At 34.8% G+C, this 15,813-nt stretch carries 11 protein-coding genes; all 11 read left to right on the forward strand.

Translation table 11 applies throughout. From position 1 onward, the window contains the following. Positions 1-9: 9 nt before the first annotated feature. Positions 10-2,319 carry a patatin-like phospholipase family protein gene (locus tag LNP23_RS03495; RefSeq protein WP_230003771.1) on the forward strand — a complete coding sequence of 770 codons (2,310 nt, stop codon included), beginning with the start codon at positions 10-12 and terminating at the stop codon, positions 2,317-2,319. Positions 2,320-2,530: 211 nt separating this feature from the next. Then, complete coding sequence (locus LNP23_RS03500) at positions 2,531-3,688, forward strand: homogentisate 1,2-dioxygenase (RefSeq protein ID WP_047776686.1); 1,158 nt, start codon at positions 2,531-2,533, stop codon at positions 3,686-3,688. 167 nt (positions 3,689-3,855) lie between these two features. Continuing rightward, positions 3,856-5,016 (forward strand): 4-hydroxyphenylpyruvate dioxygenase, encoded by a 1,161-nt coding sequence (gene hppD / locus LNP23_RS03505; RefSeq protein ID WP_047776848.1) that lies wholly within the window; start codon positions 3,856-3,858, stop codon positions 5,014-5,016. Between the two features lie 294 nt (positions 5,017-5,310). Continuing rightward, entirely contained in the window at positions 5,311-6,081 is a 771-nt protein-coding gene (locus LNP23_RS03510; RefSeq protein WP_047776684.1) for a DUF3108 domain-containing protein, read from the forward strand. Continuing rightward, complete coding sequence (locus LNP23_RS03515; protein ID WP_047776683.1) at positions 6,081-7,022, forward strand: tryptophan 2,3-dioxygenase family protein; 942 nt, start codon at positions 6,081-6,083, stop codon at positions 7,020-7,022. Before LNP23_RS03510 ends, LNP23_RS03515 begins: the two co-directional genes overlap by 1 nt. 23 nt (positions 7,023-7,045) lie before the next feature. After that, positions 7,046-8,266: a M23 family metallopeptidase gene (locus tag LNP23_RS03520; RefSeq protein WP_047776681.1), complete on the forward strand. Its 1,221-nt coding sequence runs from the start codon at positions 7,046-7,048 to the stop codon at positions 8,264-8,266. A gap of 155 nt (positions 8,267-8,421) precedes the next feature. Continuing rightward, positions 8,422-9,039, forward strand: coding sequence for a hypothetical protein (locus LNP23_RS03525; RefSeq protein WP_230003773.1), 618 nt, complete (start codon positions 8,422-8,424; stop codon positions 9,037-9,039). Between the two features lie 766 nt (positions 9,040-9,805). Then, entirely contained in the window at positions 9,806-11,449 is a 1,644-nt protein-coding gene (gene pgi / locus LNP23_RS03530; protein WP_230003775.1) for a glucose-6-phosphate isomerase, read from the forward strand. Between the two features lie 321 nt (positions 11,450-11,770). After that, complete coding sequence (locus LNP23_RS03535) at positions 11,771-14,581, forward strand: TonB-dependent receptor (protein ID WP_230003777.1); 2,811 nt, start codon at positions 11,771-11,773, stop codon at positions 14,579-14,581. A 105-nt stretch (positions 14,582-14,686) separates the two neighbouring features. Further along, on the forward strand, positions 14,687-15,112 hold the full coding sequence (locus LNP23_RS03540; protein ID WP_047776847.1) for a hypothetical protein: 426 nt from the start codon (positions 14,687-14,689) through the stop codon (positions 15,110-15,112). Between the two features lie 84 nt (positions 15,113-15,196). Beyond that, complete coding sequence (locus tag LNP23_RS03545; protein ID WP_230003779.1) at positions 15,197-15,688, forward strand: septal ring lytic transglycosylase RlpA family protein; 492 nt, start codon at positions 15,197-15,199, stop codon at positions 15,686-15,688. The last annotated feature ends 125 nt before the right edge of the window (positions 15,689-15,813 follow it).

Raw genomic sequence — 15,813 nt, forward strand, 5'->3', positions numbered from 1 at the left:
TTATTTTTTATGCGCCCAATTCAGCCGTCCATTTCAAATACTCAGTCACAAAGATTTTTACGTCTCCAACAGCCTTCCATTTCAATCTGGAATGTGCCGTTGCTTCTTTTTATATGCTTGTTTCTAAATACTCAAAGCTCTTTTTCTCAGGAAAACGAAAAAAAAGCGACACAAGACACGGTCAGAAGACCCAAAATTGGTTTGGTTTTAAGTGGTGGTGGTGCCAAAGGATTTGCTCATATTGGTGTTCTGAAAGTATTGGAAGAAGCCGGAATTAAGATTGACTATATCGGAGGAACCAGTATGGGATCTGTAATTGGTGGTCTTTATGCCTCCGGTTACAACGCTGCTCAAATTGATTCGATATTCAAAAAGACCAATTTCGACGAATTAATAAACGACTATATTCCGCGCTCGTCAAAAAACTTTTATGGTAAAAAGAATGACGAGTTATATGCTATTATTTTACCCTTTAGTAATTTCAGAATTGGTATTCCCGAAGCACTTTCAAAAGGAATGTACAATTATAATTTATTGAGCAGTCTGACACGAAATGTACGTCATATTCGCGATTTCAATAAACTACCAACACCCTTCCTGTGTATTGGAACGAATATCGAAACAGGTGAAGAGGTTTTACTTAATAAAGGGAATCTCGTTCAGGCAATGGTAGCAAGTGCCGCCTTTCCGTCCTTATTTACTCCTGTAGAAATAGACGGAAAATTATTAGTAGATGGTGGAGTTGTCAACAATTATCCTATAAAAGAAGTTCGAAACCTTGGCGCCGATATTATTATTGGGGTCGATGTTCAGGATGATTTATTAAATCGAAAAGGCCTTAAAAATGCAACCCGAATATTAGTTCAGATTACCAATCTCCAATCGATTGATAAAATGAAAAGCAAAATAAAGGATACCGATATTTACATCAGACCCGACATCCGCGATTATGGTGTGGTTTCGTTTGATAAAGGAGAAGAAATAATCCGAAAAGGAGAAGAAGCAGCCTTTGCCGTTTACGAAAAAATCAAATCGTTAACCGACGAAAATCATTTTTATAAAAAACCAAAATTAAAAATAGGCACGGACACCCTTCAAATAAAAAAAATAAACAACGACAAACTAGACAATTACACTAAAGAATACATTCGGGGTAAACTCCGTTTTAAACCCGGAAGTACTATAACATACGACGATTTGAAAACGGGAATAAACAATCTGAACGCTACGCAAAACTTTAGCACAATTTCATATTGTTTAGAACCAGACGGAGATCAGGACGATTTAGACCTTACTTTACAGGAAAATCCAACGCAAACTTTTCTAAAACTTGGTTTGCACTATGATGGTCTTTACAAAAGTGGCATTTTGCTGAACCTTACCCATAAAAAGACATTACTGAAAAATGATGTCACTTCTCTGGACATTATTTTAGGAGATAATTTCAGATATGATTTTAATTATTATGTTGAAAACGGTTTCAACATCAGCTTTGGATTTCGTTCCAGATTAAACAAGTTCAACCGAAACGTTACTAGTAATTTTAACAATCTTCCAAAAGAAAATGTGGAAACAAATCAGATCAACGTAGATTTTACCGACCTGACTAATCAAGCTTATTTTCAAACGATCTTTGTCCAAAAGTTTCTCATGGGCGGAGGTTTAGAATACAAATATTTAAAAATAAGTTCCCCAACTCTTGCAGACATAGAGCAGGTTATTGAAAAAAGTAACTACCTCAGTGTTTTTGGTTATCTGAAATATGATTCTTTTGACAACAAAAGCTTTCCTCATTCGGGATTGTATTTTTCTACCGACCTGCAAACCTATTTAACATCTTCCAATTACACCAAAGCATTCAAGCCTTTCTCAACTGCAAAGGCCGAAATTGCCTTTGCTGGCACACTTTATAAAAAAGCGACCTTCAAAATCGGAACGGATGCCGGATTTAATATTGGCAGTGATAGTGTTCCTTTTTTCGATTATATTTTTGGAGGATACGGCTTTAACAAAATAAACAACTTCAATTATTTTTACGGATACGACTTCTTAAGCATAACCGGAAACAGTTACATAAAAGCAGATCTGACCGTTGATTATGAAATATTTAAAAAGAACCACGTTAATATTTCAGCTAATTTTGCCAACCTTGGTGATGATATTTTCACCACGACAGACTGGATCTCAATGCCCAAATATTCAGGCTATGCCGTAGGTTACGGACTCGAAACCATTATTGGTCCTATCGAAATTAAACATTCTTGGTCTCCTGAGATGTCAAAGAATTTTACTTGGTTTAGTATTGGATTTTTATTTTAATTTGTAATTTAAATCAATAAAAATTACGACATTTGTTATAATGAAAACAGAATGGACAGGTTTATTGGAGTATCTTCAATTTCTTATTAAGAGAAATCCGGAGTAATGCTATCGAATTGAATAATTAGCCAACTTAGAAAATGAGCTAGTTATCTGTTCACAATTTACATTTTCTAATTATCTAATTTATAAATTATCTAATTGAAAAACGATGCCATTATACCACAAACTTGGAGATTTTCCTCAAAAAAGACACACCCAATTCGAGAAACCAAACGGAGGTTTTTATTACGAACAATTATTCGGAACTGAAGGTTTTCACGGACATTCCTCTTTGTCTTATCATGTTCACAGACCAACGCAGGTTAAAGAAATTTTAAATTCTTATTCGGTTGAACCTAAAATTGCAATCGGAAAAAATATAAAATCATTACTATTTAAAGGATTTGAATTAAAACCGGAAAATGATTTTTTAGACAGTCGTAAAGCAATGATGGTCAATAAAGACTGTATTATTGGTTTGGCAGCTCCTAAAGAATCACTTCGAAATTATTTCTATAAAAATGCCGATGCCGACGAAATGCTTTTCATCCATAAAGGAAAAGGAAAGTTACGTACGATGCTGGGTAATATTCCTTTTGAATATGGAGATTATCTGATTATTCCAAGAGGAGTTATCTATCAAATAGATTTTGAGACTACCGAAAACCGACTTTTTTATGTCGAATCTTATTCTCCTTTTTACACTCCAAAACGTTATAAAAACCAATCGGGTCAGCATTTAGAGCATTCGCCATTTTGCGAACGAGACTTTATTTTGCCAAACGAGTTGGAAACACACGATGAAAAAGGTGATTTTTTAATTAAAATCAAAAAAGAAGGAATGATTCATGAAGTTGTTTACGCCACACACCCATTTGATGTTATTGGATGGGACGGCTACAATTTCCCTTATGGATTCTCCATTCATAATTTCGAACCTATAACCGGACGTGTGCATCAACCGCCACCGGTACACCAAACTTTTGAAACAGCTACTTTTGTTGTTTGCTCTTTCTGTCCAAGACTTTACGATTATCATCCAAAAGCAATTCCGGCACCTTATAACCACAGTAACATTGATTCAGATGAAGTGCTGTATTATGTTGACGGTGATTTTATGAGCCGTAATAATATTGAGCAGGGTCATATCACTTTACATCCAAAAGGAATTCCGCATGGTCCGGCACCGGGCGCAATGGAACGCAGTATTGGTCATAAAGAAACGCAGGAATTAGCCGTTATGGTTGATACTTTCAGACCACTTATGGTTACGGAAGAAGCCATGGGTCTTGACGATGGTCAGTATTACAAATCCTGGACGGAGTAAAATAAGACGTAACCTGTTTAACCGCAAAGTGCGCTAAGAATTTACGCAAAGGCCGCAAGGGTTATATTATCCTTGCTGATGAATATTAGTAATCCTTGGCTATTAAAAAAACAAATCAAAAAAAACAATTTCGAACTTCAAACTTCGAAGAAAAAAACATAGAAAACATGAGTAAAGAAGTAAAATCAGTAGAATACGGATTAGAGAAAATCTTCGAAGGAGCACAAGACTTCCTTCCTTTATTAGGAACAGATTATGTAGAATTCTACGTAGGAAATGCAAAACAATCAGCACATTATTATAAAACGGCTTTCGGTTATCAATCATTAGCCTATGCAGGATTGGAAACAGGAGTAAAAGACAAAGCTTCTTATGTTTTGAAACAAGACAAAATCAGAATTGTTCTTACGACTCCATTAACACAGGATTCTCCAATACACGAACATCTTAAAAAACATGGTGACGGTGTAAAAGTTGCCGCTTTATGGGTTGAAGATGCCAGAAGTGCTTATGAAGAAACGATGAAACGTGGTGCCCGTTCTTTTATGGAACCAACTGTTGAGTCAGATGAATTTGGAGAAGTGATTCGTTCGGGAATTTACACCTACGGAGAAACAGTTCATATTTTTGTAGAAAGAAAAAACTACAACGGTATCTTCTTACCGGGTTATAAAGAATGGAAATCGGACTACAATCCCGAGCCAACAGGATTAAAATATATCGATCACATGGTAGGAAATGTGGGTTGGAATGAAATGAATACCTGGGTAAAATTCTACGAAGACGTTATGGGATTCGTAAACTTCTTATCTTTTGACGACAAACAAATCAATACCGAATATTCGGCTTTGATGAGTAAAGTAATGTCTAATGGAAACGGAAGAATCAAATTCCCAATTAACGAACCGGCAGAAGGAAAGAAAAGATCTCAAATTGAGGAATACTTAGATTTCTACGGAGGACCCGGAATTCAACACATCGCAATTGCTACAGATGATATTATCAAAACGGTATCTGAATTAAAAGCAAGAGGTGTTGACTTTTTGTCTGCACCACCTCATACCTATTACCAAGCTATTCCTGAAAGATTAGGAGTGCATATGGATATGATGAAAGAGGATATTAATGAAATTGAAAAGTTAGCCATTATGGTCGATGCCGATGAAGATGGTTACTTATTACAAATATTTACAAAACCTGTTCAGGACAGACCTACCTTATTTTTCGAAATTATTCAAAGAATGGGAGCAAAAGGATTCGGTGCAGGGAACTTTAAAGCCCTTTTTGAGTCAATCGAGAGAGAACAGGAATTGCGAGGAACTTTGTAAAAATGCATTATTTTTACATTATGCAAAAAAATTCTCTGTAAAACGATGCTTTTTATGCAAATGATATGTTAAACTCACTTTTTACTATTTATTTCTTGAACTTTGTATCTATCTTTGCACTCGCAAATCAGGAAGGGGTGGTTTCCTTCCGAATTGATATAAATTTCATAATTTATAGTTTTTTGGTTAGTTAATAGCATAAAAACTCAGTCATTCCTTGACTGAGTTTTTTTGTTTTGGTACATTTGGAATAGAATTTGCATTTATCCTCATAAATAACTGTCAATTAGCACTATGAAAAAAATAGTCCTCATCCTATTAGTTCTCACTACATTTAGTTTCGACTCTCAAAAAGAAGATGCCTTCGATACTGGAGAATATTTCAAATTTAGAATTCATTACGGAATCATAAACGCCGGCTATGCAACTTTAGAAATAAAAGATGCTACGGTAAACAACAAAAAAGTGTTTCATGCGGTAGGCAAAGGTTACACCACCGGAATGTCGAAACTCTTTTTTAAAGTCGAAGATTTATACGAAAGTTATTTTGACAAAGAAACCGGCAGTCCCTATCGATACGTCAGAAAAATAAACGAAGGCGGATACACCAAAAATCAGGAAGGTTTTTTTAATCAAAATGAAAATAGAATTCTGGTAAAAGACTACAAACGCAACACCGAAAAAACGCTTGTAACAACTGACGCTGTTCAGGATATTGTCTCCTCTTTTTACTACTTGAGAAATCATCCGAATATAGACAAACTTAAATCCGGCGACTCCATTACAATCGATATGTTTTTTGATGATGAAATCACAAAATTTAAGTTAAAATTTATAGGCCGTCAAGATATTACGACTAAATTTGGAACCGTTTCTACAATGGTCTTCAAGCCTCTTGTACAAACAGGAAGAGTATTCAAAGAAAAAGAAAGTTTAACACTTTGGATCACAGACGACAATAACAAAGTCCCGATTAGAATTAAAGCAGACCTCGCCGTAGGTTCTCTTAAAGCAGATCTTGACGAATACAAAGGATTAAAAAATCCATTTAAAGCAAAAAAATAATGAACACCCCAGATAATACGGAATCCATCTTAAAAGAAATTGATCTTAAATTTCAAGCTATAAATCAAAAAACAGAAGTTCAACTTGAAGGTTTGCTTTGGTCAAAACCAATCACCTATTGGGATTACATTCAGACCGATGCTCTTTTAAGTCTTCAAACACAACGCACTACCCTTCCTGATGAAATGGTATTTATCATGTACCATCAGGTAAATGAGTTGATTTTTAAAATGATCTTATGGGAAATTGACCAGATTGCGGATACCGAAAACATTCAGGTTGCTTTTTTTAGTGAAAGACTATCCCGAATCACTCGTTATTTTGACATGCTGACCAATTCCTTCAGCATTATGGAAAACGGAATGGAGGTCGAGCAATACATGAAATTCAGAAACACTCTTACTCCCGCAAGTGGTTTTCAAAGTGCACAATACCGCTTAATTGAATTTGCTTCTACCGATGTAATCAATCTAACAGATCGCAGATACAAAGCCAACTTTGACGAAAATACCGATTTAGAAACCAGTTTCGAACATTTGTATTGGCAGGCCGCAGGAAAAGATTACCAAACAGGCAAAAAGTCGTACTTACTACAGGAATTCGAGAACAAATACAAGGAACAGTTTTTACGTCAAATCACTACATTTAAAACAAAAAACATCTGGCAAAAATTTACTCAGCTACCTGAAGAAGACCAACTGAATCCGGAACTAATTCAAGCGATGCGTCATTACGACCATACGGTTAATATTACCTGGGTTATGCAACACCTTAATACTGCAAGAAAATACATACTGGAAAGCGGAAAAGGCAATGGAGAAGCTACGGGCGGAAGCGATTGGCAAAAATATATGCATCCAAAATACCAAAGACGCATCTTTTTTCCTAAATTGTGGACCGAAGAAGAATTGTCCAATTGGGGTAACGAAACCATCGTTTAATTTCCCAGTAAAAAAATAAAAGTTTGAAAAAAGCAGTCGTAATTATTATAATATTGTTTTCAATATTTTCATGTAAAAAAACAGAAGAGAAAGTCGAAACCAAAATTACCAAACCAAAAGCTAAAAAAGTTGAATTTGGTTTTAATTACACTGATTTTAATGTTATTCACGACACCATCCAAAAAGGAGATTCTTTTGGATCTATCTTCCAAGGTCAAAATATTGGAGATAAAAAAGTGTATGACATTGTAGAACAGATCAAAGATTCTTTTAACGTAAGAAGCATCCGTTATAACAAACCTTATACGCTACTTCGATCCAAAAACAAAACAAACAACCTTCAGGTTTTTATTTATCAGCCCGATGCCTTGACCTATTATGTCGTTGATTTCAGAGACAGCATCGCAAAAGCTTATAAAAAAGTAAAACCCGTTACACTAAAACGTAAAATTATTGGTGGTGTTTTAAAAAGCTCTTTATCCGAAACTTTAGGAAATGAAAGTGTTGAAACAGCCCTTGCCAGCAGAATCACCAAAGTATTCTCGTGGTCCATTGACTTTTTTAAACTCAAAAAAGGAGATCGTTACGGACTCATCTTCACGGAACGTTTTATAAACAATAAAGTTTACGACGGAGTTGAAGAGCTGGAAGCTGCTTTTTTTGAATATAAAGGAAAAATTATTTATGCTTTTCCGTTTGAGAAGGACACGCTTTCAGGAAAAATAGAATATTATGATGATCAGGGAAGAACCTTGAAAAACTTTTTCTTAAAAACACCGATCAAATTCAGCCGAATCACTTCTCGTTTTACTATGAACAGATTCCATCCCGTGCAACACACCTGGAAAGCACACAAAGGAACCGATTATGCCGCTCCAACCGGAACTCCGATTTCTACAACGGCATCCGGAGTTGTTGAAGCAACAGGATATACAGCCGGAAACGGAAACTTTGTAAAAGTAAAACACAACGGAACCTACTCTACTCAATACTTACACATGTCCAGAATTTTAGTGCGCCGTGGTCAACGTGTAACACAGGGACAAAAAATAGGCTTAGTAGGAAGTACCGGTCTTGCATCAGGACCTCATGTTTGCTACCGTTTCTGGAAAAATGGCGTTCAGGTAGATGCCCTTCGACTTAATTTACCAACCGGAGAATCTTTGACCGGAAACGACAGAACCCGTTTCATGAAACAAACTGAACCGCTAAAAAGAGAATTGGACAGCATTGGGAATTTGTAACAACGTTTTCTAAAGCAGAATCAAATATCATTTCTTAAATCTAAATAAAATTTAAAAAGAACAAAAATCGATGTCATATCGGTCTTTGTTCTTTTTTTATTAATTAATTCAAATCGTATCTAAAAACTTCACAACCATTTTTCAAAAATCAATTTATGAAATTAAAAACTGCTTTGTTATTTGCGCTGCTATTCTCTAACTTTATTTTTAGCCAAAACACAATCAAACTTACCGCCAATTACGGAAGTGAAAATAATGACATTCAGAATTTATTGGATTTTGACGATATTTATATTGAACAACTCCATTTTGAAGGCGAAAATCTCAAAGGAAAACATTACGAAATAAGTCTTCAGGAATTTACAAAAGGAAAACTCACTCATACTTACAGCCTTTTTGACACTTATGGAAATGATGATTACTTCAAATTAAAATCAAGTAAAGAATCCTTAAAGTTCTTCTTTAAAACAACAGATAAAAAAGTAAAAATATATGTACAAGGCACTCAATTAGGAAGCAAAACAGTTTATTTTAAACTAAAAAGCCCTTTTGAAGATTATGCGCTGAAAGATTTCTTTGGCAGCAAAAAAGAACTAAACTTTGATATTAGCAATAACCCGGAAATCCCACTCCTTGCATTAATCACTCCAACCATCCACAAAGACGGTTCAAGCTCTTATTGCGAAGTAGCCCAATCTGACATCAAACCGGAAAACTTTGGAACACATTTTAAAATTCCACACTATTTTATAATAACCATAAAATTCAAATAAAAATAAAGCTGACCTACCTGCAGTGCATTTAGAAAACAAGTCATTAAAAATTATTCCAATTACTGTAAATTATAAAGTTGAAATTCATACATAACAATTTATTAGTAGAACTTTCAACAAATCGCGAGAGTTTTTTATTGCAAACATCATTTATCACCACTAAGATTAGTCTTTTCTGTTACAAATAAGCAATACGGTTTTGAATAGCCGTTGGTTTTAACCAACGGTAACGTAAGGTTGAATAAAGAGGCTTTAGCCAAAATCTTAAGTACAGTTTTGGATTAAAGCCCAACATCATTAAGTTAGTGATTCTCAAAAAAAGTCTCACGCAGATTTTAGCAGATCAAAATAAAAAATCCGCAAAATCTGCAGGATCTGCGTGAAAAAACATCTTAACTTAATCACACTGAGCTTCAGCCGGAAGTAAATGATTGAGAAGTGTATCATTGGCTTTAACCGAAAGAACCTGTGTATAATTCGGCTAAAGTCATTAAATCTTGAACTACTTATATTCCTCCAACTGAAGCAGGAAGCTATTCAAAAATAAGATCTAAAATATTTTAAACAAAAACATTGCTTAAATACACTACGAGTCTAACCTTTATTTGTTTAACACTTTATCGACATCGCTTTTTCAGGATTAAAAACTAAAAATCAGGAAAACGTTTTCGTAACTAATTGTTATATAATTGCAAAGCTTTAAGCTATTAAAAACTAATTTCAGTATTTTTGTTTTTGATAATCCTATCCTTAATTAAACAAAAAAATGGCTTTAAACACAACAAACCCAACCGGGACTGAAGCGTGGAAAAATCTGCAAAACCACTATAACGCTACTCATAAAACTACGATACAGGAATTATTTCAACAAGATACTGCTCGTGTTGAAAAATTCAACTTACAATGGAACGACTTTTTAGTAGACTATTCTAAAAACAACGTTAGTTCCGAAACGATCTCACTTTTACTGGAACTGGCCAATTCTATTGGATTAAAAAATGCCATTGCGGATTATTTTAATGGAGAGATCATTAACCTGACAGAAAACAGAGCCGTTTTGCACACTGCATTGCGCGCTCCGGAAGCTGCCGTAATAAAAGTGGACGGAGAAAATGTAATACCGGAAGTTTATGAAGTAAAAAACAAAATAAAAAACTTTACTCAGGAAGTTATATCGGGCCAAAGAAAAGGTTTCACAGGAAAAGCGTTTACTGATATCGTGAATATTGGTATTGGAGGTTCTGATCTTGGTCCGGTTATGGCAGTGGAAGCTTTACAATTTTACAAGAACCATCTGAACTTACATTTTGTTTCTAATGTCGATGGAGATCATGTAAACGAGATAATCAAAAAGTTAAATCCGGAAACCACTCTTTTTCTGATTGTTTCTAAAACGTTTACTACACAAGAAACTTTAACCAATTCTGAAACCATAAAAGAATGGTTTTTAAAATCGGCAAAACAAGAAGATATCGCCAAACATTTTGTAGCAGTATCGACAAACATCCAGAAAGTAACCGAATTCGGAATCAATCCTGACAATGTTTTCCCAATGTGGGACTGGGTTGGAGGAAGATTTTCTTTGTGGAGCGCTGTTGGTTTGAGCATTGCATTGGCCATTGGTTTTGATAATTATAATGATTTATTAGAGGGTGCTTACGAAATGGATGAGCATTTTAAAACCGCCGAATTTGACGAAAACATTCCGGTAACCCTAGCCTTACTAAGCGTTTGGTACAATAATTTCTTTGGAGCAGAGAGCGAAGCCCTGATTCCTTATACTCAATACTTACAAAAATTAGCTCCGTACTTGCAACAAGCAACTATGGAAAGCAACGGAAAAAGTGTCGGGCGCGACGGAAAACCGGTAAACTACCAAACCGGAACTATCATCTGGGGAGAGCCGGGAACGAATTCGCAGCATGCTTTTTTCCAATTAATCCACCAAGGGACAAAAATAATCCCAACAGATTTTATTGGATTTGTAAAACCTTTATACGGAAATGAAGACCATCACGATAAATTGATGTCTAACTTTTTTGCACAAACAGAAGCTTTGTTACACGGAAAAACCGCCGATCAGGTTCAGGCAGAATTTGACAAACAAGGACTTTCTCCGGAAAAAGCAGCTTACTTACAACCGTTCAAAGTTTTCACAGGAAACAAACCAACGAATACCATCCTGATTCAAAAACTAACACCAAAATCATTAGGTTCTTTAATTGCTTTATATGAACTTAAAATTTTTGTACAGGGAATCATTTGGAATATTTTCAGCTTCGATCAATGGGGAGTGGAATTAGGAAAACAGCTCGCCAATTCTATATTAGATGAAATAAATACTAAAACTGTAAAAACGCACGACAGTTCAACTACATTCTTATTGAATCATTTTTTAAGAAATAAGTAAATTCACACTCCTTTATAACACACTGAAACGCTTTAATTTAACACAAATTAAGGCGTTTTTTCGCATAAAACACCTCACAAACAGACCATCTGAACACCACTTTGAACGTTTTAGACTACAACACTGTAAAAAACATTATCATTTTAACAAAAAACAGCCCCTAAAATTCAAAAAAAAGTCATTTTGTTTAACACAAAAAGAAAAAATCATTTTAATACGCAACATATTATACAAAACTTGCTTTTCTTAACATTTTGATAACATTATCCGATTTAATTGTTATAATTTTGCCAAAAACAATAAACAATAAACTAATAACAAATGAAGACAATGAAAAATTGGTTACTTACTGGACTTTTGTTCATGATAGTTTCAACCGTATTTTCTCAAGGAAAAGTTTCCGGTACTATTACCGACGACGCGGGTGCAACTTTACCTGGAGCGAATGTTGCTGTTAAAGGTTCTACTAATGGGACTTCAACAGACTTCGATGGTAAATTTACAATCGACGTTAAAACTAGTACGGGAGAATTGGTTATTACCTATTTAGGATACGATTCAAAAACCTTAAAATTTTCAGTTTTAAACGGCGCAACAACTAATTTAGGCGCAATCGTTTTGGAAAGTAATTCAAACGAATTAAGCGAAATTGTTGTAAAAAGTACAGTAGTTGATATCGCAAAAGACAGAAAAACTCCTGTTGCTGTATCGACAATTAAGGCTGCTGAAATCCAGGAAAAACTTGGAACTCAGGAGTTTCCGGAAATCCTAAGAAACACTCCTTCTGTTTATGTAACTAAATCAGGTGGTGGTTTCGGAGATTCAAGAATCAATATTCGTGGTTTTGACCAGAAAAACATTGCCGTTATGATTAACGGTATGCCGGTTAACGATATGGAAAACGGTTCTGTATTCTGGAGTAACTGGGCTGGTTTATCAGATGTTACTTCTGCTATGCAGGTACAAAGAGGTTTAGGTTCTTCTAAACTTGCAACTCCTTCTGTTGGAGGTACGATCAACATCGTAACTAGATCTTCAGACAAAAAAGAAGGTGGATCATTCTCTTCTGGTTTTGGAAATGGAAGAAACTTTAAAGTTCAAGGTTCATACAATACAGGAAAATTAGCAAACGGACTTTCTGCTTCTGTATTATTATCTCAAACAATGGGAGATGGATACATCAACGGTACTCAATTTGAAGGAACAAACTATTTTATTGCATTAGGATACGCTACTAAAAATAACAAACATGACTTTCAGTTTACTTTAACTGGTGCTCCTCAATCACATAGTCAAAGATCTACAGTTTCTACCATTGCAACGTACCAAAAATATGGTTCATTAAGCGATCCGAACATCAGATACAATGCTGATGCAGGATATTTAAATGGTGAAGAATATAACATCAGAAAAAATTACTACCACAAGCCGGTAGCTTCTTTTAACTGGGATTACAAAATCAACGAAACTACAAAATTATCTACAGTGCTTTACGCTTCTATGGGTCGTGGTGCTGGTGCTGGTGCTACTGGTGGTGTTGGAGGATTAATCTACAACAGTCCAGCATTTTTATTGCCTAATGGAATGGTTGACTACGATAAAATACAAGCATGGAACTCTGGTCAGGGAACTGTTAACTTTAACGGAGCAAACCAAACAAGAACACAAATTGGTGGTGTTTACCAAAACAGTTCTTCAACAGGTAGAACAGGGACATCGGCGGCAAATTATGTTTACAATACTACATCAGGTATTTCGCAAACATCATCTATCAACTCACATGACTGGTTCGGTGCTGTAATCAACTTGAACAAAAAATTAACGGAGTCCTTAACTCTTGATTTCGGTCTTGACGCAAGAACTTACACAGGATACCACTTTACAGTAGTAAATGATTTATTAGGTGGAGGTGAATTTTATGACAACAACATTGCTAGTTTAAAACCAGCAGGAAGACACCTTACAAGTACTTACCCAACAGAGGTTCAATGGAATGTTTTCGACAAAAAATCGTACGACAAAATTTCATTTAACAGTACTGGAAAAGTAAAATGGTTAGGTCTTTTTACACAACTAGAATACTCTAAAGATAATTTAACTGTATTTGTTCAGGGAGCTGCTTCTCAACAAGGATTTAAAAGAGAAGATGACTTCGTATATCTTCCAACTGATAAATTAGCTTCTACAAGCTACAAAAACATCTTTGGAGGTAACGTAAAAGGAGGTGCCAACTACAACATTAACGAAAAAAACAATGTTTATGTTAATGCAGGTTATTACTCAAGACAACCTTTCTTTAACTCTGTTTACCCTAACAACAGATCTATCGTAAACCCAAATCTTACTAATGAGAAAATTACTGGATTTGAGGCTGGATACGGTTTCCGTTCAAGACTTTTTAACGCTACAGTAAACGTTTACAACACTACTTGGAACGACAGATACTTAAAAGGTAATGCATTACCAAGCGACAACACTACTTACACAGAATACCTAGGTCTTAACGAGGTACACTCTGGAATTGAAATAGAAGCAAATTCTAATATTACAGAAAAACTAAAAGTTAACGCAATGTTCTCTTATGGAATCTGGGAATACAAAGGAAATGCAACTGTTAATGCTTACTTCCAAGCAGACAACTCACCAGTTACAGGATTTACTGACGTACCAGTTTATATGGACAAAGTAAAAGTTGGTGATGCTGCTCAAATGACAGCTTCTTTGGGAGCTTCTTATGAAGTTTTAACACGAGTAACTATTGATGCTAACTATAATTTTAATGATAAATTATACGCAGGAATTAGCCCAACTAACTTCTCTTCTCCAACAAACAAAGGAGCATTAGAATTACCTTCTTACGGTTTGGTAGATGCTGGTTTCTCTTACAAGATGTTAACTGGAAAAAACAAAGACAAATCTGTTAACTTCAGATTAAACGTAAACAACTTGTTTGATAAGATCTATATTGCTGAGTCAAGAACAAACATTTTCGCAAGCGACAATGTAACTTCAAACGCTGCTGCAGGAACTTATGCTTCTAACAACAGACTTTACAAAGGAATTGCTGACGGTAACCAAGTATTCTTTGGTTTCGGAAGAACTTGGAACTTCACATTACGTTATGATTTCTAATATTTAGAATCTAAATAAATACCAAAAACGGCATTGACTTTTAGTTTAATGCCGTTTTTTTATAGTCCTTTTTTGTTATATTTGTTTTCAACAAAAAAACATTTTATGTACCATTTTATACAAAAACTCCACTCTGGCTGGGCTTATCTGGCATTGTTGGTTTTATTGATTGCCGTTGTAAATGCTATTATTGGCCTTACTTCAAAAAAAGAGTTTACAGCAAAAGACCGTAAAATTGCTTTATTTGCCTTAATCGGAGCACACACCCAACTTTTAATCGGTCTAATTCTTTATTTTGTATCTCCTTTAGGGAAAGCTGCTTTTGGACAAATGTCTAATGCCGAACTTAGATTAACTTCATTAGAACACCCGCTAATCAATATTATTGCTATTGCTTTGATAACTATTGGTTGGTCAAAACATAAAAAACTTATCAATAGCACATCAAAATTTAAAACATTTGCTATTTTTTACGGATTAGGATTATTACTAATCTTTAGCAGAATACCATGGAACCTTTGGTTTCAATAAAAAAAATTAAGTCCTAAAAAATAGGACTTTTTTTATCTCGGCATATTATTTGTACAAACTCCCCAAGTCTGAAAAAAATAAACTATGAGAATTAAAAAAAACATTTTAATCCCTTCACTTACATTACTTTTTTTAAGTTGTTTTACTTATGTCATAAGTCAAACGAAACCCACTACAGAACCTAAAATCATTCAGGATACTGTAAAAAATATAAAACCGAATATAATTGCAATCCCAACAGATTCTGTTTTTACTGACAAAGGTTTAAAATTAAAGCCGTATAAGAAAAATGCACATGCCTCCTACTACGCCGACCGTTTTAACGGAAAAAAGACAGCCAATGGAAGCCGATTCAGTAACAGTGCCTATACTGCAGCGCATAAAAAACTTCCCTTCGGAACAAGAATAAAAGTTACAAATGAAGCCAACGGAAAATTTGTAATTGTAAAGGTTACAGATCGCGGTCCATTTGTTAGAACCAGAGAACTCGATTTATCAAAAAGAGCCTTTATGGAAATCACCAAAAGCAAAGGTGCCGGTGCCATGAAAGTCACAATCGAAACTATAATAGAATAAAAAATAGCCGTCTCACAACAGAGACGGCTATTTTTTTTTACGAATACTGCAAAAGCAATAAATAACAAAGTTTAAATTATATAAGAAAATAAAGTTTAGCTTAACATGAACTCACATCACTTATA

The organism is Flavobacterium cupriresistens (genome assembly GCF_020911925.1).
GTDB lineage: Bacteria > Bacteroidota > Bacteroidia > Flavobacteriales > Flavobacteriaceae > Flavobacterium > Flavobacterium cupriresistens.